General features: G+C 72.0%; 20 protein-coding genes. 12 read left to right on the plus strand and 8 right to left on the minus strand.

Going from position 1 to position 17,342, the window contains the following annotated elements:
- Nucleotides 1-8 precede the first annotated feature (8 nt).
- The 5 genes from narI (at nucleotide 9) to BLA60_RS46500 (ending at nucleotide 5,642) form a co-directional block, all read left to right on the plus strand.
- Nucleotides 9-719, plus strand: a complete 711-nt coding sequence (gene narI, locus BLA60_RS03075; RefSeq protein WP_075131487.1) for a respiratory nitrate reductase subunit gamma — start codon at nucleotides 9-11, stop codon at nucleotides 717-719.
- Between the two features lie 130 nt (nucleotides 720-849).
- The gene (locus tag BLA60_RS03080) at nucleotides 850-1,170 is read left to right on the plus strand and encodes a hypothetical protein (protein WP_075131100.1); all 321 of its coding nucleotides are present in this window, start codon (nucleotides 850-852) and stop codon (nucleotides 1,168-1,170) included.
- Between the two features lie 120 nt (nucleotides 1,171-1,290).
- Nucleotides 1,291-1,461 carry a hypothetical protein gene (locus BLA60_RS03085; protein ID WP_211288569.1) on the plus strand — a complete coding sequence of 57 codons (171 nt, stop codon included), beginning with the start codon at nucleotides 1,291-1,293 and terminating at the stop codon, nucleotides 1,459-1,461.
- Between the two features lie 201 nt (nucleotides 1,462-1,662).
- Complete coding sequence (locus BLA60_RS03090; RefSeq protein WP_075131101.1) at nucleotides 1,663-4,467, plus strand: carbohydrate-binding protein; 2,805 nt, start codon at nucleotides 1,663-1,665, stop codon at nucleotides 4,465-4,467.
- Nucleotides 4,468-4,478: 11 nt separating this feature from the next.
- Nucleotides 4,479-5,642, plus strand: a complete 1,164-nt coding sequence (locus BLA60_RS46500) for a ThuA domain-containing protein (protein ID WP_154814072.1) — start codon at nucleotides 4,479-4,481, stop codon at nucleotides 5,640-5,642.
- A gap of 41 nt (nucleotides 5,643-5,683) precedes the next feature.
- Here BLA60_RS46500 and BLA60_RS03105 read toward each other — a convergent pair whose 3' ends face one another.
- From BLA60_RS03105 to BLA60_RS03115, 3 genes are all read right to left on the minus strand, one after another.
- Complete coding sequence (locus tag BLA60_RS03105; protein ID WP_075131102.1) at nucleotides 5,684-6,172, minus strand: TetR/AcrR family transcriptional regulator; 489 nt, start codon at nucleotides 6,170-6,172, stop codon at nucleotides 5,684-5,686.
- Nucleotides 6,169-6,603 carry an SRPBCC domain-containing protein gene (locus BLA60_RS03110; RefSeq protein ID WP_075131103.1) on the minus strand — a complete coding sequence of 145 codons (435 nt, stop codon included), beginning with the start codon at nucleotides 6,601-6,603 and terminating at the stop codon, nucleotides 6,169-6,171. Before BLA60_RS03110 ends, BLA60_RS03105 begins: the two co-directional genes overlap by 4 nt.
- A gap of 76 nt (nucleotides 6,604-6,679) precedes the next feature.
- Nucleotides 6,680-7,576 (minus strand): RNA polymerase sigma-70 factor, encoded by an 897-nt coding sequence (locus BLA60_RS03115; protein ID WP_211288570.1) that lies wholly within the window; start codon nucleotides 7,574-7,576, stop codon nucleotides 6,680-6,682.
- Nucleotides 7,577-7,693: 117 nt separating this feature from the next.
- On the opposite strand from BLA60_RS03115, the gene BLA60_RS03120 reads away from it, so the two are divergent.
- The gene (locus BLA60_RS03120; RefSeq protein WP_075131489.1) at nucleotides 7,694-8,401 is read left to right on the plus strand and encodes an NAD(P)-dependent oxidoreductase; all 708 of its coding nucleotides are present in this window, start codon (nucleotides 7,694-7,696) and stop codon (nucleotides 8,399-8,401) included.
- A 14-nt stretch (nucleotides 8,402-8,415) separates the two neighbouring features.
- Here BLA60_RS03120 and BLA60_RS03125 read toward each other — a convergent pair whose 3' ends face one another.
- A complete protein-coding gene (locus BLA60_RS03125) occupies nucleotides 8,416-8,862 on the minus strand; it encodes a MarR family winged helix-turn-helix transcriptional regulator (protein ID WP_075131105.1) in 447 nt (148 codons plus the stop codon).
- An 89-nt stretch (nucleotides 8,863-8,951) separates the two neighbouring features.
- Here BLA60_RS03125 and BLA60_RS03130 point away from each other — a divergent pair, with 89 nt between their 5' ends.
- Complete coding sequence (locus BLA60_RS03130; protein WP_075131106.1) at nucleotides 8,952-9,386, plus strand: nuclear transport factor 2 family protein; 435 nt, start codon at nucleotides 8,952-8,954, stop codon at nucleotides 9,384-9,386.
- Here the strand turns inward: BLA60_RS03130 and BLA60_RS03135 are convergent.
- Nucleotides 9,370-9,993 (minus strand): DJ-1/PfpI family protein, encoded by a 624-nt coding sequence (locus BLA60_RS03135; RefSeq protein WP_075131107.1) that lies wholly within the window; start codon nucleotides 9,991-9,993, stop codon nucleotides 9,370-9,372. The genes BLA60_RS03130 and BLA60_RS03135 overlap by 17 nt on opposite strands.
- Before the next feature lie 81 nt (nucleotides 9,994-10,074).
- Here BLA60_RS03135 and BLA60_RS03140 point away from each other — a divergent pair, with 81 nt between their 5' ends.
- Nucleotides 10,075-11,409, plus strand: a complete 1,335-nt coding sequence (locus tag BLA60_RS03140) for an aminotransferase-like domain-containing protein (RefSeq protein WP_075131108.1) — start codon at nucleotides 10,075-10,077, stop codon at nucleotides 11,407-11,409.
- Here BLA60_RS03140 and BLA60_RS03145 read toward each other — a convergent pair.
- Entirely contained in the window at nucleotides 11,339-11,992 is a 654-nt protein-coding gene (locus BLA60_RS03145) for a hypothetical protein (protein WP_075131109.1), read from the minus strand. The genes BLA60_RS03140 and BLA60_RS03145 overlap by 71 nt on opposite strands.
- Nucleotides 11,993-12,324: 332 nt before the next feature.
- Between BLA60_RS03145 and BLA60_RS03150 the strand changes: the two genes are divergently transcribed.
- Entirely contained in the window at nucleotides 12,325-13,518 is a 1,194-nt protein-coding gene (locus BLA60_RS03150; RefSeq protein WP_245811797.1) for an NAD(P)/FAD-dependent oxidoreductase, read from the plus strand.
- Nucleotides 13,519-13,576: 58 nt separating this feature from the next.
- Nucleotides 13,577-13,714 (plus strand): hypothetical protein, encoded by a 138-nt coding sequence (locus BLA60_RS42920; RefSeq protein WP_154814073.1) that lies wholly within the window; start codon nucleotides 13,577-13,579, stop codon nucleotides 13,712-13,714.
- 4 nt (nucleotides 13,715-13,718) lie between these two features.
- Here the strand turns inward: BLA60_RS42920 and BLA60_RS03155 are convergent, their stop codons facing one another.
- Nucleotides 13,719-15,068 (minus strand): MBL fold metallo-hydrolase, encoded by a 1,350-nt coding sequence (locus tag BLA60_RS03155; protein WP_342744697.1) that lies wholly within the window; start codon nucleotides 15,066-15,068, stop codon nucleotides 13,719-13,721.
- A gap of 77 nt (nucleotides 15,069-15,145) precedes the next feature.
- Here BLA60_RS03155 and BLA60_RS03160 point away from each other — a divergent pair, with 77 nt between their 5' ends.
- Both BLA60_RS03160 and BLA60_RS03165 read left to right on the plus strand, forming a co-directional pair.
- Entirely contained in the window at nucleotides 15,146-15,934 is a 789-nt protein-coding gene (locus tag BLA60_RS03160) for a GntR family transcriptional regulator (protein WP_075131111.1), read from the plus strand.
- Nucleotides 15,935-15,950: 16 nt separating this feature from the next.
- Entirely contained in the window at nucleotides 15,951-16,742 is a 792-nt protein-coding gene (locus tag BLA60_RS03165) for a sulfite exporter TauE/SafE family protein (RefSeq protein ID WP_075131112.1), read from the plus strand.
- Between the two features lie 13 nt (nucleotides 16,743-16,755).
- Here BLA60_RS03165 and BLA60_RS03170 read toward each other — a convergent pair whose 3' ends face one another.
- Nucleotides 16,756-17,322, minus strand: a complete 567-nt coding sequence (locus BLA60_RS03170) for a DUF4291 domain-containing protein (RefSeq protein ID WP_075131113.1) — start codon at nucleotides 17,320-17,322, stop codon at nucleotides 16,756-16,758.
- Nucleotides 17,323-17,342 lie beyond the last annotated feature (20 nt).

Here is a 17,342-nt window from a genome sequence, read left to right on the forward strand (position 1 = left end):
TGGACATCATGCTGTGGGTCGTCGTGCCCTACGTGTCGATCGCCGTGTTCGTCGTCGGTCACGTCTGGCGCTACCGTTACGACAAGTTCGGCTGGACCACCCGGTCCTCCCAACTCTACGAGAACCGCCTGCTGCGCCTGGGAAGTCCGCTGTTCCACTTCGGGATCCTGCTGGTCGTCCTTGGTCACGTCGCCGGCCTGCTGATCCCCGAGTCGTGGACCGAGGCGGTCGGCGTCAGCGAAACCGCCTACCACGCCGTCGCCGCGTCGTTGGGTATCCTCGCCGGCCTGTGCACCCTCGCCGGCGCCGCGATCCTCGTCTACCGCCGCCGCACCGTCGGCCCGGTCTTCTCGGCCACCACCCGCAACGACAAGGTGATGTACGTGCTGCTGGTCGGCACCATCGTCCTCGGCCTGGGCACCACCATCCTGGGAAACCTCACCGGAGACCCCCACAACTACCGCGAAACCGTGTCCCCGTGGTTCCGGTCACTGTTCTACGCCGACCCCCAACCCCAGCTCATGGCCGCCGCCCCGCTCGGATTCCAACTGCACGTCATCGCCGCCTGGATCCTGTTCGCGTTCTGGCCCTTCAGTCGCCTGGTCCACGTCTTCTCCCTGCCTCTGGGCTATCTCACCAGGCCTTACATCGTCTACCGCTCCCGCGACGACCAACTCGGCAACCGACGGCCCCGCCGGGGCTGGGAACGCGTCGGCTGATCACCGGGTCGTGTCGGGTGTTCGCCCGACCCCGTCCGCCGGACCGGCTTCCTATGCTCGGTCACACCAGATGACGTGAGCTCTGTGTCTGGGGGATCGGGTCTTGATCAGAGTCGACGTCGTTGACAGCATGCCCATCTACGTCATCGGTCTTGAGGTGAGCCTGGTGCGCCACGGCGTCACCGTCCGCCCCCGCATCACCGGACCGGACTCGGGGCGCGCCGACGTCTTCCTGGTCAACCCGGACGCCGTGGGCGACGACGCGCGGGTGCCGGACTTCGTGGCCGGTCTGACGTCGCTGGCCCCGGTGCTGCTGCTGGTCCCGTGGCCGCCTCCGCCGACGTTGGACGCCTGTCTGGCCAGGGGTGCGCGCGGGGTGATCCACCGGGCCGCGGACGCCACGACGGTGCTGGCCGCGGTCCGGACCGTCGTCGAATCCTGCGAGTGCTGACACCGGGGTGACGCCGACCCCGTCACTGTCCACAAAGGAGATCTGACGGCCCGGTCGGGTGGACCGGGTGTCATCGTCCCGCAGGTCCCGCCGGAGCCCGCCTTCCACCACATCCAGTCGGTGCACTACATCGACTCCAGCGGCAGGATCCGCGAGGGCATGCCGCTGCTCGGCGGGCTCGCCGACCGCGCCAAGGGTCTCACCGCCGACGCCTTCGCCCCCGCCAGTGACGGCATCCGCGACCACCTGATGAACAACTACCTCACGGCGTTGCGGAGCAACGTCGGCTGAGTCCGGAACCGGTTCCGGTGAGCTCTTGCCTTCGCCTGTCCGGACCTGCCATGCTTTGTTGCACTACGCAACAAAGCATGGTCAGCCGCCTCCCTGCTCGCGGCGGTGTCTGGGTGACGAATCGCGCTCGCGCACGTCCGGGTCCGCCGCCACCTCGTCATGCCCACGCCCAGGGAGCGGCTTGCTCACCTGAGGAGAACCATGACGCACAGAGAAGTGCGGTGGCGTTCCCTGCTCGTCGTGGCCACCATGGCGACCGCCATGGCCGCCGCGGCGCCCACCGCCCAGGCCGGCTCGGTCATCCCTCCCGGGGACTACCAGCAGGTGTCGCTGGCCAGCGGATCGGCGGAGCTGGGGGAGCCGATGTCGCTCGCGGTGCTGCCCGACCGCTCGGTCGTGCACACCGCCCGCGACGGCACGGTCCGGGTCACCGACCCCGCCGGCACGACCAGGACCGCCGGCAAGCTCACCGTCTACACCCACGACGAGGAAGGCCTGCAGGGCGTCGCGGTCGACCCCGGCTTCGCCACCAACCGCCAGATCTGGCTGTACTACTCGCCTCGGCTGTCCACCCCGGACGGTGACGCGCCGACCGAGGGCTCCCAGGCGGACTGGGACCGGTGGAAGGGCGAGCTGTACCTGTCCCGGTTCACCCTCAACGCCGACCAGACCCTCAACCTCGGCAGCGAGAAGATCGTCCTGCGGGTCGCCAACGACCGTGGTCAGTGCTGCCACGTCGGCGGCGACATCGACTTCGACGCCGCCGGAAACCTCTACCTGACAACGGGTGACGACACCAACCCGTTCCAGTCCGACAGCTACAGCCCGATCGACGAGCGCACCAACCGCAACCCGCAGTTCGACGCGCAACGCAGCTCCGGCAACACCAACGACCTGCGCGGCAAGGTACTGCGGATCACACCCCAGGCCGACGGCACCTACACGATCCCCTCCGGCAACCTGTTCGCCCCGGGCACCGCCAACACCCGCCCCGAGATCTACGCCATGGGCTTTCGCAACCCGTTCCGGATGAGCGTGGACAAGGCGACCGGCATCGTCTACCTGGGCGACTACGGCCCCGACGCCGGCGGCACCAACCCCAACCGGGGCCCGCAGGGCCAGGTCGAGTTCAACCGGATCACCGCCCCCGGCAACTACGGCTGGCCCTACTGCACCGGCACCAACACCAGCACCGAGACCTACAACGAGTACACCTTTCCCAGCGGGCCCTCCGGCGCCAAGTACAACTGTGCCGGCGGCCCGGTGAACAACTCCTTCCGCAACACCGGCCAGGGCACCCTGCCGGCCGCCAAGCCCGCGTGGATCCGCTACGGCGGTGACGCCGGCACCCCACCGGAGTTCGGCGGCGGCTCCGAGTCGCCGATGGGCGGCCCGGTCTACCGCTACGACCCGAACCTGAACTCCTCGGTCAAGTTCCCGCAGTCCCTCGACGGCCGCTACTTCGCCGGCGAACTGGGCCGCAAGTGGATCAGGGCCATCGAGGTGACCGGCAGCGGCGGGGTCGGCGACATCGGGATCTTCCCGTGGACCGGCACCCAGGTCATGGACATGGCCTTCGGCCCGGACGGGGCGCTCTACGTCCTGGACTACGGCACCGGCTCGAACAACCAGGCCCTGTGGCGGGTGGAGTACCTGGCCAACTCCGACCGCAACCCGGTCGCCAAGGCCGCCGGCACGCCGACCTCGGGCCAGAGCCCGCTGACCGTCGCGTTCTCCTCGGCCGGCAGCCTCGACCCCGAGGGCGGCGCGCTGTCCTACCGGTGGACCTTCGGCGACGGCGCCACCTCCACCGCCGCCAACCCCACGCACACCTACACCGCCAACGGCAGCCGCACGGCCACCCTCACCGTCACCGACCCCGCCGGGCTCACCGGATCGGCGAGCGTCCAGATCACCGTCGGCAACACCGCCCCGACCGTCGACCTCCGCGTGCCGGGCAACGGGCAACCGTTCTCCTTCGGTGACACCGTGCCCTTCCAGGTGACCGTCACCGATCCCGAGGACGGCACGATCGACTGCACCAGGGTGAAGGTCACCTACCTGCTCGGTCACGACCAGCACCAGCACCAGATCACCTCGAAGACCGGCTGCACCGGCTCGATCGCCGTGCCGGTCGACGGCGAACACCACCCGGCGGCCAACGTCTACGGCGTGTTCGACGCCGAGTACACCGACCGCGGCGGGCTCACCACCCACACCCAGCGGGTCCTGCAACCCCGGCACCGCCAGGGCGAGCACTTCTCGTCCCAGCAAGGGATCCAGCTCGCCTCCCACGGCAACGCCGAGGGCGGCCAGACCGTCGGGTTCACCGACAACGGCGACTGGATCGCCTACACCCCGTACTCGCTGGCCAACGTCACCTCGATCTCCGCGCGGGTCTCCTCGGCCGGTCCGGGCGGGCGGATCGAGGTGCGGGCCGGCTCGGCCACCGGCACCCTGCTCGGTTCGGTCGCGGTGGCACCGACCGGCAGCTGGGACACCTTCGCCACGGTGTCGGCGAGCCTGACCCCGACCCGGAGCAGCAGCCTGTATCTGCGGTTCACCGGCGTCACCGGGCAGGGAAACCTGTTCGACCTCGACGCGTTCACCCTCGGCACCGGCTCGGGGTCCACAGTGGAGGGTGAGGCGTTCACCAGCCAGTCCGGTGTGCAGGCCGCCGGACACGCCGGCGCCAGCGGCGGCTACACCCTCGGCCACATCGACAACGGCGACTGGGCCGGCTACGCCGGCGTCACCACCGCCGGGGCCAGGACGTTCACCGCCAGGATCTCCTCGGCCGGCGCCGGCGGCGTGATCCAGATCCGCTCGGGATCCCAGACCGGCACCCTGCTCGGCTCGGTCACCGTGCCGGTGACCGGCGGCTGGGAGAACTTCCAGACCGTGTCCACCGCGTTGAGCGCGAACGCCAGCGGCCCGCTGTTCCTGTCGTTCACCGGCGGCGCCGGCTCGTTGTTCGACATCGACACGTTCACCATCTCAGGTTGAGGAGGCAGACCATGTCCAACGACCTCACCCGCCGCGCGGTGCTGCGCGGCCTCGGCGCCCTCGGCGCCGGCGCCGGCGGTCTCGCGCTGTTCCCGGCGGTGGCGTCCGCCGCGCCGCTGAACAGGGTGCTCGTGTTCAGCAAGACCGCTGGCTTCCGGCACGACTCCATCCCCGCCGGCATCGCCGCCGTGCGGCAACTCGGCACCCAGAACGGGTTCGCCGTCGACGCCACCGAGGACGCCGCCGCGTTCACCACCCAGAACCTGGCCCAGTACCAGGCCGTCGTCTGGCTCTCGACCACCGGCGACGTCCTCAACGCCACCCAGCAGACCGCCTTCGAGTCCTACGTGACCGGGGGCGGCGGCTACGTCGGCGTCCACGCGGCGGCCGACACCGAGTACGACTGGGCCTGGTACGGCGGCTGCGTCGGCGCGTACTTCGCCTCCCACCCCGCCCAGCAGCAGGCCACGGTGATCGTCGAGGACAGAACCAACGACTCCACCGCCCACCTGCCGGCGACCTGGAGCCGGTTCGACGAGTGGTACAACTACCGCACCAACCCGCGCGGCACCGCGAACGTCCTGATGCGCCTGGACGAATCGACCTACAGCGGCGGCAGTATGGGCTCGGACCACCCGATCACCTGGTGGCACGACGTCGGCGCCGGTCGCGCCTGGTACACCGGCCTCGGCCACACCACCGAGTCCTACGCCGACCCGAACTTCACCCGCCTGCTGTTGGGTGGCATCCGGGTGGCGGCCCGCGCGGTCCCGTCCGATCCGGGTGACGTCGAACTGGCCAGGGGCCGTCCGGTCAGCGTGTCCAGTGTGGAGGCCGGCACGTCCCACAACGGCGCCAACGCGGTCGACGGGAATCCCGGGACGCGCTGGAGCAGCGCCTTCGCCGACCCCCAGTGGATCAGTGTCGACCTGGGCAGCGTGCGGCGGGTCAACCGGGTGCGCCTGACCTGGGAAACCGCCCACGCCCGCGCCTACCGGGTGGAGATCTCCACCGACAACACCACCTGGCAGACCCTGCACTCCACCACCACCGGCGACGGCGGCACCGACGACATCGCGCTGAGCGCCGACGCGCGCCACGTCCGGGTCACCGGCACCCAACGCGCCACCCAGTGGGGCTACTCCCTGTGGGAACTGTCGGTGCTGGGCGTCTGACACGCCGGCCCGGTGGCGGGCGTCCTGCTCGCCGCCGGGCCCTACCGGAACGGGGTGAAGGCCGCCCGCCAGGTCTCGTCCAGGTCGGCGCCCGGGGGGAAGCGGTCCGCCATCTCCAGGTCCACCAGGCCGTGGGCCAGGGCCCACAGCGCCCGCGCCCGGTGCTCGCCGCCCGCGACGGCGACGATCTGGGCGGCCGCGGCGGCCTCGACCGACGCCGGGATCACGTCGCGGCGCAGCGGGCGGCGGGTCGCCAGTTCGTAGAGTCCCGGGTGGGTCAGGGCCCACTCCCGGTAGCGCGCCATGATCGCGAGCAGGTCGGTGCCGGCCGGCGCGAGCGCGGTGGCCATGACGCGCAGGGCGCGCTCCTGCAGGCCGGCCTCGATGTCGTCCTTGCCCGGGACGTGTTTGTACAGGGACGGGGCCCGGATCCCCATCTCCTGGGCGACCCGGCGCATGGTCAGCGCCTGCGCGCCCTCGGACTCCAGGAGGGATTCCGCCACGTCGAGGATCTCCTCCCGGCGGGTCACGCCGCGACCCGCTCCGCACGCGCCCGCAGCGCCTCGTTCATCAGGCGGAAGCCGGCCTCGGTGTTGGCCAGGGTCGAGGCGAGGACCGGCACGAGCACACCGGTGAACGTCTCCTCCTGGGTGAGCCGGGTGCCGCCGGGGACGGCCTCGAGGGTGAACCGGTGGCGGCCGTCGAACAGGCCAGGGACCAGGAGCCTGCCCAGCCATTCCACCGTCCGGTCCCGCTCGACGACGGTGACCGTCGGGCGGAAGGTCATGCCCTTGGACCCCGGCGGCGTGATGCGGACCGCCAGGCGCTCGCCCACCGCCAGTTCACCGTCCAGGGACGGCATGAACGGGTTCCACTCGGGGAACGTGGCGGTGTCGGTGAGCTGGGCCCACACGACCTCGACGGGGGCGTTGATCTCGGTGGTGACGCTGATCCTGCGCATGGCTCCCACTCCTGTGGCTAACGCTGTTAGCTCGACAGTAAGCTAACGTTGTTAGCCTGTCAAGGACGGGCCGAGGTCAGCCGACCGGCCGGTCGCGGGCCAGCGTGGTCTCGCGGTCCAGGCGGGAGAGCTTGTGGGGGTTGCGGACGTAGTAGAGGCCGGTCACCACCCGGTGGTCGAGCCGGACCGCCACGACGCTGTCGATGTCCCCGTCCCGGCGCACGATCAGTGCCGGCCAGCCGTTGACCTGGGCCGGTTCGGCGGTCACCGCGCCGCCCAGCCAGGCGGTGCCCCGGCTGAGCAGACGTGCCACCCGCGCGGCACCGGTGACCGGGCGCGGGGTCGCCCTGGCCACCCCGCCGCCGTCGCCGAGGAACACGACGTCGGGGGAGAGGATGTCGAGCAGGCCCTGGAGGTCGCCGCTCTCGACGGCCCGACGGAACGCCTCCAGGGCCTCGCGGGTCTCGGCGGGGGACACCGTGCCCCGGGGCCGGCGGGTGGCCACGTGGGTGCGGGCCCGGTGGGCTATCTGGCGGACGGCCGCCGCGTTCTTCTCCACGGCCAGGGCGATCTCCTCGTAGGGCACCGCGAACACCTCGCGCAGCACGAACACCGCCCGCTCGGTCGGGGTGAGGGTCTCCAGCACCAGCAGCATCGCCATCGACACGGTGTCGGCCAGTTCGACGTCCTCGGCGACGTCGGGGGTGGTGAGCAGCGGCTCGGGCAACCACGGGCCCACATAGGACTCCCGGCGCCGGCCGACGGTCCGCCACCGGCGGATCGCCTGGCGGGTGGTGATCCTGACCAGCAGCGCCCGGGGGTCACGCACCACCGCCAGGTCGACGGCCGCCCACTGCAGCCACGTCTCCTGCAACACGTCCTCCGCGTCGACCGCCGAACCCAGCATCTCGTAGGCGACGGTGAACAACAGGTTGCGGTGGGCGACGAAGGCCTCGGTGGCGGGGTCGCTCATGTCGGGCTCCTGTCTGCCGGCTCCTCCACCAGTGGCCCGAACCGGCTGCCCTGTGACGGTGACGTGCGTCATAGCGCCACCTCGTCACAGGACCGGGGCCGCCGGCCACTGGTGTCCGTGCGTATCACCGTCTTCGGCGCCAACGGTCCCACCGGGCGCCTGCTCACCGGCCAGGCCCTCTCCGCCGGCCACCAGGTCACCGCCGTCACCCGTCAGCCGGCCTCGTTCCCGTTGACCCACGACCAGCTTGGGGTGGTCGGGGGCGACGTGCTCGACCCGGAGGCCGTCGACGCGGTCGTGGCGGGGCGCGACGCCGTGTTGTCGACGCTCGGCGTGCCGCCGGCGAGGGGCCCGATCACCACCTACTCCCAGGGCGCCGGCACCATCGTCGCCGCGATGGAGCGGCATCGGGTGCGGCGGCTGGCGGTCGTCAGTTCCAGCGGGGTCGACCCGCACCCGTACTCCGACGCCGGGTTCCTGTTCAACCGCGTCCTGCTGCCCTACCTGACCCGCGTGCTGGGCAGAACGCTCTACGACGACATGCGGCGGATGGAGGACCTCGTCGCCGCCAGTGACCTCGACTGGACGGTCGTGCGCCCCAGCGGGCTGTTCCACCTGCCGGCCGTCACCGACTACACCGTCACCGAGGGCCACGCCGACGGCCGGTTCACCGCCCGCGTGGACCTCGCCGCCTGCCTGCTCGCCCTGGCCGAGGGCAACGGCCACCTACGCACCGCGGTCAGTGTGATCACCACCGTCGACAACCCCACGCTGCTCGGGTGGATCCGCGCGGGGTCGGCCACCTCGGGCCGTGGGCCAGGGTGATCGCCTGCCGCTGGTCAGGTGGTTCGCCGGTCGTGGTGGTCGAGCAGCCGGGACAGCAGGTCGGTCAGCGTGTCCCGGTCCTCGGGGGACAGTGGCGCCATCAGCGTGTCCTGGGTGCGGGTGAGCTGCTTGTCCAGCCGGCGGAGTTGCCGTTTGCCGGCGGTGGTGAGCGAGACGATGTTGCGTCGTCGGTCGGTGGGGTCCGGGGTGCGTTCGACCAGGTGCTGTTCGGCCAGTTCGTTGGTCGCGGCGACCATGTCGCTGAGGTGGATGCCGCTGCGCCGGCCCAGCTCGGCCTGGCTCGCGGGGCCGTGTTCCTCCAGTGTCGCCAGGAGGCGGTAGTGGTAGCCGCGGGCGCCGACGGCCGAGAACCCCTCGCCCACCAGGCGGTGCGCGTGCTGGGCGGTCTGGGTGAGCAGCCAGCTGGGCAGGCTGGTCCACCGGCCGGTCGGGTTCTCCATGGCGCGAGTCTAACGACTCGTTGGCCACCCGAACGACCCATGATATCGTTCGGAGCATAAACGTTAGTCGCCCAAACGTTAGGATCGTCATGAGCACCCAGGAAACCCTGATCCGCGCCCTCGCCGACCGCGCCGAACTGACCGACCTGGTCGCCCGCCACAGCCTGTGGGTCGACGAGGCCCGCTACGACGAGACGGCCCGGCTGTTCACCGAGGACGTCGTCGTCACCTCCCCGCGTGGCCAGGCCCGGGGCATCGCGGAACTCGTCGCCCTGGTGCGCTCGGGCCACGACCGGTACGCCGCCACCCTGCACAGCAAGTCCAACCTCGTCATCGACCTGCACGGCGACACCGCCACCGTCCGCGCCCACGACCTCGCCGTGTTCGTCATCGACGACGACACCGAATCCATCGCGGCGGGCGTCCACCACTACACCGCCCGCCGCACCCCGGACGGCTGGCGCTTCGACAGCCTCGTCGTCAGCCCGCTGGCCCTCACCGAGGGGCTCACCCGAGCGCTCTGACGGGGTCGAGGAGGTAGGGCGCGACGTTGCGCAGCGCGCGGTCGAGGTAGTCCTCCTTCTCGCCGACCGGGGCCACGTAGTGCATGGCCTCCTTGGCGGCGTCGAGGCCGTGCAGCCGGGCGATGGTCCAGGTGGCGAGGTAGGTCGAGGCCAGGCAACCTCCGGCCGTCGCGAGGTTGCCGCTGGCGAAGAACGGTTGCTCCAGCACCTCGACACCGGCGGCGACGACCCACGGCCTGGTGATCAGGTCGGTGCAGGCCGGGACGTCGGCCAACAGGCCGAGCCTGGCCAGGACCAGGGTTCCCGAGCACTGGGCGGCGAGCAGTTGCCGCCTCGGGTCCAGGCGGCGCAGGGTGGCCATCACGGCGGGGTCCTCGACGACCTCGCGGGTCCGCCGGCCACTGCCGACGATGACCGCGTCCGCCGCGCACGCCTCGTCGAGGTCGATCATCGCGTCGATGACCACGCCGTTCATCGACCGCACGCGCGGTGTCGGGCACGCGATCGACACCCGCCAGCCGGGAGCCTGGACGCGGTTCAACACGCCGAGGGCGATGAGGGAGTCGAGTTCGTTGTAGCCGTCGAACGTCAGGATCGCGGTGTGCATGCTGGCTCCTTCGTCGTCGGGGCCGACGGTACGACCGGCAATCTGTGACAGTCCAATAATTGTCCTGCTTACAATCGCGCGGTGCGGACCCCGAAGTACAAGGCCGTCGTCGACGCGATCGCCGCGGACCTGCGGGCCGGTCGCCCGCCGGCGGGCACCCGGTTGCCCACCCACCGCGCGCTGGCGGCCCAGCGGGGCATCGCCGTGGTGACCGCGTCCCGCGTGTACGCCGAACTCGAGGCGATGGGCCTGGTGAGCAACGAGCAGGGCCGGGGCACGTTCGTCCGCGAGCCGTCGGCCGGCCTCGGCCACCTCGACCAGGGCGCGATCGCCGAGGACGTCGTCGACCTGCGGTTCAATTCCCCGGCGGTGGCCGGACAGACCGACCTGCTGCGGCAGGCCCTGCGTGACCTCTCGGTCGCCGGCGACCTGGACGCGTTGCTGCGCTACCAGCCGCACCGCGGGCGCCCCGGTGACCGCGCGACGATCGCCCGGCACCTGCGGCGGCGCGGGCTCGACGTCGCCGGCGAGCGGGTCGTGGTCGTCGGCGGCGCCCAGCACGGGCTGGCGGTGACCTGCCTGGCCCTGCTGCGGCCCGGGGACGTGGTCGCGGTGGACGCCCTCACCTATCCGGGGTTCGCCGTGCTGGCGCGCACCCTCGGGCTGGACCTGGCGCCGGTGCCGGCGACCCCGGCCGGTCCGGACCTCGACGTCCTCGACGAGGTGTGCCGGCGGCGACCCGTCCGCGCGATCTACACGATGCCCACCCTGCACAACCCGCTCGGCTGGGTGCTCGACGAGTCCCGGCGCGGCCGGCTGGTGGCGACCGCCCGCCGGCACGGCGCCCTGGTCATCGAGGACGGGTCCTACGCCTACCTGGTCGACGACGCGCCGCCACCGTTGGCGACCCTCGCGCCGGACCTCACCGTCCACGTGTCGGGGCTGTCGAAGAACGTCGCGCCGGGCCTGCGCGTCGGTTTCCTCGTCGCGCCGCCGGAACACCTGCCGTCGCTGGAACGCGCGATCCGCGCGACGACCTGGCACACCCCGGCCCTGACCACCACGATCGCCTGCCGCTGGCTCGACGACGGCACCGTCGACCGGCTGGAGACCCACAAGCGCGCCGACGCCCGCCGCCGGCAGGCCATCGCCGGCGAGGTGCTGTCCGGTCTGCCGACCGTCGGGCACCCGTCGTCGTACCTGCTGTGGCTGCCACTGGCCCAGGGCTCCCGCCCGGACCGCGTCGCCGCTTCGCTGGCGCGACACCAGGTGGCGGTCTCGACGGCCGAACCGTTCGCGACCACCCCGGTCGCCCCACAGGCCCTGCGGCTCGCGCTCGGCTCGGTCAGCCTCCCGGACCTGCGGGGCGCCCTGACGACCGTGCGCCGGGAGGTCGAACTCGACGCCCACCGCTGACCGGGCGACCAGCGCGCGCGGCCGTGAGCGCGGCCGCCTGGTAGGGCGGCAGCGACGCCCCCTCGGTGACCACCTCGACGGGCCAGAGCAGCCGCGCCTCGACGTTGAGGGTCGAGGTGAGGGCGGAGTAGGCGCCGAGCACGTCCGCGCCGGGCGTCACCTCCACGACGTAGAGCCAGGTGCCGTGATCCGGATCGTCGACCGGCACCCGCCAGGTGCGGTGCACCCGGCGGCCGCCGTGCCGGGGCGCCTGCGCGAGGATCACCTCGTCGGCCCGGCCGGGGTGCGGGGCGGCTGGTGGAGCGGCCACGAAGTGGAACGCCGGCGGCGGTACCCGCGCCACCTCCGGCACGGCGTCCAGATCCGGGTCGCCCGGGTCGTCGAGCACCGAGCGGATCCGCTCGCGCTCCCCGGCGGTGATGCCGACGTTCTCCATGGCCAGCCCGAGCAGCATCGCCGACTCGGCCAGGACCTCCTCGCCGACGGAGTAGTGCACCCGCACCGCGTCGAGGACCGTGTCCGACAACCGGCCGGCGAGCCACCCGCACACCTCGGTCAGCGTCGCGTACGTCCTGGCATCCACTGGCCACACCCCCGCGGGTAGTTTCGGTTTCCCGTCCTACCAGGAGGTGGCGATTCATGTGTCAGCGGACCACGTGCCGTTCGTGTGGCAAACCGACGTTCGTTGGCTGCGGCCTCCACGTCGAGCAGGTGCTCGGTGACGTCCCGGTGAGCAGGCGGTGCTCCTGCGAGCCGAAGTCGGGCGGCGGTCTGCTCGCCAGGCTCGGGGGCCTGTTCACGTCCCGCTGAGTCACCCCTGTCCTCCGCTAAATGTCCGGACATGGACCTTGAGTTCTCACTCATTGGAACCTAGGGTTCTGGATGTCCGGACGTTCGGATCTGCGGAGGTCGCACGTGGCGAGCGAACAGCACCGGGTCGTGATCATCGGCGGCGGTAGCGCCGGCATCTCCGTCGCGGCCAGGCTCCGACGCGCCGGAGAACGGGACATCGCCCTCATCGACCCCGCGACCACCCACTACTACCAGCCACTGTGGACGCTCGTGGGCGGCGGCCGCGCACCGGTCGAGAGCTCCGCCCGGCCACAGTCCACCCTCATCCCCCAGGGCGTCGACTGGCTCCAGGTCGCCGCCGTCGGCGTCGACCCGGACAACCGGACCGTGCACCTGGACGACGGCCGCTCGGTGACCTACGACGTGCTCGTGGTGTGCCCGGGAATCCAGCTGGACTGGGCGAAGGTGCCCGGCCTGCCCGAGGCGGTCGGCCGCGACGGCGTGTCGAGCAACTACGGCTACGAACTCGCCCCGGCCACCTGGAAGTTCATCCGCGACCTGCGCTCGGGGACCGCCGTGTTCACGATGCCCGCCGGCCCGATCAAGTGCGCCGGCGCGCCGCAGAAGATCGCCTACCTCGCCGCCGACTACTGGCGCGAGCAGGGCGTGCTCGACCGGATCGACGTGCACCTCGTGCTGCCAACGCCCGGCATGTTCGGGGTGAAGGAGTTCTCCGACGTGCTCGACGGCGTGGTCGCCCGGTACGGGATCACCGTGCACTTCCAGAGCGAGGCCGTCGCCGTCGACACCGGCAACCGCGAGATCACCGTCGTCGACCACGCCGCCGGGGACACCGAGACACGCCTGCCCTACGACCTGGCGCACCTCGTCCCGCCGCAGAGCGCCCCCGACTGGCTCAGCGGGTCGGTCCTCGCCGGGCCCACCGGCTACGTCGAGGTCGACAAGCACACCCTGCGGCACACGCGGCACCCGGAGGTCTTCGCCCTCGGCGACGCCGGCTCCACACCGAACTCCAAGACCGGCGCGGCCGTGCGCAGGCAGGCCCCGGTGGTGACCGCGAACGTGCTGGCGGTACTGGCCGGTCGGGAACCGACCGCGCGCTACGACGGCTACGCGTCCTGCCCGCTGACCACCTCGCGCCGGACCATGCTGCTGGCCGAGTTCGACTACACCATGCGGCCGACGCCGAGCATCCCGCTGATCGACACGGTGAAGGAACGGCGGGACATGTGGTACCTCAAGCGGTACGGGCTGCCCGCGCTGTACTGGCGGTTGATGCTGCGCGGACGCGCCTAGCCGTCCCACGTACTGGGCGCCCTTGCGGGTCGGGTGCCGCGCTGGCCACGCTGTCCGGGTGACCCGAACTCCCGTCGTGGCTCCCACGGCGACCGTTCGCCCGCCGCGCCCGTCCCCGGTGTCGCGGCTGCGCGCGTTCGTCGCCCGGGTCGCCCGTGCGGTACGCGGGGCGCACTCGTCGGGCGTCCCGTTCTGAGTCCTCAGCCCGTCGCGAGCCCCGAGGCCACCGCGTTCGCGTAGTCGTCGTCGACGAGCACGACCTCGTGCCCGGCGCGGGCCAGCAGGCTCGCCGCGATGCTCGCCCGGAAACCCGCCGCGCAGTGCACCCACAGCGGGCCGGCGGGCACCTCGTCGAGGCGCGTCAGCAGCGAGTGCAACGGAAGGTGGCCTGACCCGGGGATGTGGCCGGCCGCCCGCTCGTCCTCGCGCCGCACGTCCAGCACCACCGCGTCCGGTGACGCCGCGAGATCGGCGAAGGTCGCGGTCGGGTAGGTGCGCAGCGCGTCCGGCTCGGCGAGATCGGCCGGTGTGCCCACCGAGGCGCCGGCCAGCCGGTCGATGCCGATGCGCACCAGCTGGCGCTGGGCCGCCCGCACGTCCTGCTCGGTGCGCCCGATGACGGTCAGCGGCGTGCCCCAGGGGATGAGCCAGCCGAGGTAGGTCGAGAACTGGGTGCCGAGCGCGATGCCGACGGTGCCGGCGACGTGCTCGGCGGCGTAGGCCGTGCGGTCGCGCAGGTCCACCACCCACTCGCCGGCGTCGATCCTGGCGCGCAGCTCGGCCGCGTCGACCGGGCGCGGGTCCGACAGGTCCGGGGCGTCCGGTCCCTGACGGTTGCGGGCGCCCATGTGCGCGTAGTAGGCCGGGTAGGCGGTGAGGTTCGCGATCAGGCGAGCCACGAAGGTGTCCTCGTCGGGCTCGGTGAGCGCGTCGTTGCGCCGCCGCTCGCGCTCGATGGTGCTGGCGTCCCCGCCGGTGGCCGAACCGGTGGAGCAGAAGCTGCCGAACCCGTGGGTCGGGTGGACCGACGCGTCGTCGTCCAGCTCCTCGGCCAGGCGCCGGGCGGAGCGGTACTGGGCCCTGGTCAGCTCCTCGGTGCGGGCCGGGTCGACCAGGTCGGTGCGCCCGACGCTGCCGAACAGCAGCGAGCCGCCGGTGAACACGGCCGGCGGGGTGCCGGGGGAGGAGATCACGTAGGACAGGTGGTGGTCGGTGTGCCCCGGCGTGGCCAGCACACGCACCAGCATCGACCCGACGGTGCGCTCGTCACCGTCGGTGACCGGGTCGCGTTCGAAGGTGACGTCGTCGGCGGCGGCCACCAGGTAGCGGGCGCCGGTACGCTGCGCGAGGGCGTGGCCACCGGTGACGTAGTCGTTGTGGATGTGCGTCTCCACCACCAGCTCGCACACCACGCCCAGGCGGGCCAGGACGTCCTCGACGCGGTCGATGTCCCGCTGCGGATCGACCACCACGGCGACCCTGCCGTCGTGGGCGACATAGCTGCGATCGCCCAGTTCGGTGGTCTCGATGACCTCCACCCGCAGACCCACGATGCTCACTCCTTGCCGTCTCGTTCATAATGACCGTACATTAGGTTTCGTCATCTCGGAAAGTGGGAGGTTGTGTCGTGGGGTCGAGGCCGCTGCGCCGGGAACGCGGGACGACGCTGTGGGTCCAGCTGCTCGCCGACCTGCGCCGACGCCTGGCCGAGGGCGAGTTCACCGACGCGTTCCCCGGCGAACTGGCGATCGCCGAGGACTACGGCGTGAGCCGGCACACGGTGCGCCAGGCGCTCGGGGAGCTGCGCGCGGACGGCACCGTCACCGCCGCGCGCGGACGGACACCGCGCGTGTCGACCACGCCGGAGATCCAGCAGCCGCTGGGCACCCTGTACAGCCTGTTCGCGGCGGTCGAGGCCACCGGCGTGCGGCAACGCAGCGTCGTCCACGCCCTGGACACCAGGGCCGACGGCGTGATCGCCGCGCGGCTCGGCCTGGAGGAGTCCACGCCGCTGGTCTACCTCGAACGCCTGCGCCTGGCCGACGGTGAACCCCTGGCCGTGGACCGCGCCTGGCTCCCCCACGACCTCGCCGCCCCGCTGCTCGACGTCGACTTCAGCCGCACCGCGCTCTACACCGAGTTCGCCGACCGCTGCGGCGTGCGGCTGACCAGCGGCACCGAGCACCTCCGCGCGGTGATCCCGTTCCGGGGAGAACGCCTGCTGCTGGGACTCGACGATGACCCGCCGTCGGTCGCCGCGTTCGCGATCGACCGCCTCGGCCGCGCCGGCGGCCGCCCCGTCGAGTGGCGGCACACCGTGGTGCGCGGTGACCTGTTCAGCGTCACCGCCGAACTCCCCACCGGCACGGGATTCCAGGTCCTGGCCAGCACCCCGCGCCCGGCGTACTCGGCATGAGCGGCGTGGCCGCGTGATGGTCCTGCTCACGGCCGTGCTCGGCCTGCTGATGGGTGTCGTGATCGGCGGCCTGGGCGGTGGCGGCGGCGTGCTCACCATCCCGGCCCTGGTCTACGTCCTTGGCCAGTCCGCCCACGACGCCACCACCGGCAGCGTCGTCATCGTCGGCGTCACCGCGCTGGCCGGCGTCCTCACCCGGCTGCGCGGCGACTCGATCGACTGGCCAACCGCCCTGGCCTTCGGCGTGGTGGGGCTGCCGACCGCCTACCTGGGCACGCTGCTGAACGGCACCGTCGGTCAACCGGTGCTGCTGCTGTCCTTCGCCGGTCTGACCATCGTCGCGGCGGCGGCGATGCTCGCCGACCGCCGCCGCTCCGCGCCGCCGGTGGTGCCGGACACCGGTGGCACCACCGTCATCACCCGCACCCGCCCCACCGTCGACTTCGCGCTGCGAACCCTGGTCTGCGGCGGCGCGGTCGGCTTCCTCACCGGTTTCCTCGGGGTGGGCGGCGGTTTCCTGATCGTCCCGGCGCTGGTCCTGGCGATGCGTCTGCCGATGCGGGTCGCCGTCGGCACCTCACTGCTGGTCATCGCCATCAACTCGGCGGCGGCGCTGGCCGTCCGGCTGGGTGACCTGGACGTCGACTGGTCGGTGATCGCGCCGTTCGCCGTCGCCGCGATCGCCGGGTCCTCCGTCGGGAAGATCATCGCCAACCGCCTCGACACCAGCAGGCTCACCAGTGCGTTCGCCATCCTGCTCGTCCTCGTGGGCGTGGGCGTCGGAGTGCGGAGCCTGCTCGCGCTCTGAGGCGGACCCGCACTCAGGGCGAGGCGCCGATGCGTGCCGCGATCGGTTCGGGAAGGGGGTAGGGCCGCTCGTCGGGGGTGCGCCGGAGGTCGTCGGTGATGTCGGTGAGATCGACGGTCCACTCGTTGACGTACTCGTGCACGGCCGGCCCGCGCAGCCCGATCTGGATGCTGCGCCACGGAAGCGGCCGGAGACCGGCGTCGCGTTCGGGGTCCCACTGGACGCGGACCGGGCTCTCGGTGGTGAGGCGTCGCCAGGTGTCGCGGTCGCGGTGGACGGCGGGGTCGAAATGGCTCAGGCAGGCCAGTGACAGCGCCCGCTCGAACCCGGCGCGGGTGAGCCGGATGGCGAGGACGCGTTCCTGGCCGGGTTTGGTGGCCCAGCCGCAGCGGTACATCATCCACCGGAACGACGGCTTGATCCAGGTCATGCGCTCCAGCTTGAACGGCGGGACGAACCGGCCCGCCTCGACCGCCGGGCCGGCGATGGCCGGCGAGTAGGCCTGGTAGACGGTGATCGTGTCCTCGTCGTGGACGGCACGGATCTGTCGAGGAGGCGGTGTCGGGTCAGGGTTCCCCATCGCAGGCACGGTACGGAGAC

Source organism: Actinophytocola xinjiangensis (assembly GCF_001921215.1).
In the GTDB taxonomy this organism is placed as follows: Bacteria; Actinomycetota; Actinomycetes; order Mycobacteriales; family Pseudonocardiaceae; genus Actinophytocola; species Actinophytocola xinjiangensis.